This window comes from Pseudoalteromonas sp. S3776 (assembly GCF_005886915.1).
Lineage (GTDB): Bacteria > Pseudomonadota > Gammaproteobacteria > Enterobacterales > Alteromonadaceae > Pseudoalteromonas.
The window spans coordinates 1-447 of the sequence record NZ_PNCU01000052.1 but is presented as its reverse complement, the minus strand read 5'-3'; the positions used below and the strand labels follow the sequence as shown (position 1 = coordinate 447).

1 protein-coding gene is annotated in these 447 nt (G+C 48.1%); it reads left to right on the top strand.

Annotated elements, in window-relative coordinates:
- Positions 1-447: hypothetical protein (locus CWC16_RS19915; protein ID WP_171037679.1), on the top strand; the 447-nt coding region annotated here is incomplete at both ends.

Sequence of the window (447 nt, the reverse complement as noted above, 5' to 3'; positions counted from 1 at the left end):
AGTTGAAACAACGGCGCTTGTACAAAATGGCGAATATGTTACAGGCCCAATTGATGCAAGCGCATTAAACGACGGCACATTAACTGCTACAGCAAGCGTATCTGATTTAGCAGGCAACCCAGTTACGGCGCAAGATTCAGTTGAGCTCGATAACACCGCAGCGATCACAACCAGCATTGATAAAACAGCCGATTCAGTTATTAACGGTAATGGCGAAAGCGAAGCCTTAGTTGTGCGCGGAACAGTCACCGATGTTGAAGACGGCCAAACCGTGACGGTTATTATCAGCGATGGCGTAAACACACCAATTGAGGTGCAAGCCTTGGTAAGTAATGGCGAGTACGTCACAGATCCCATTGATGCAAGCGCATTAAATGACGGCACGTTAACCGCTACAGCAAGCGTATCAGATTTAGCAGGCAACCCTGTAAGCGCGCAAGATAGCGT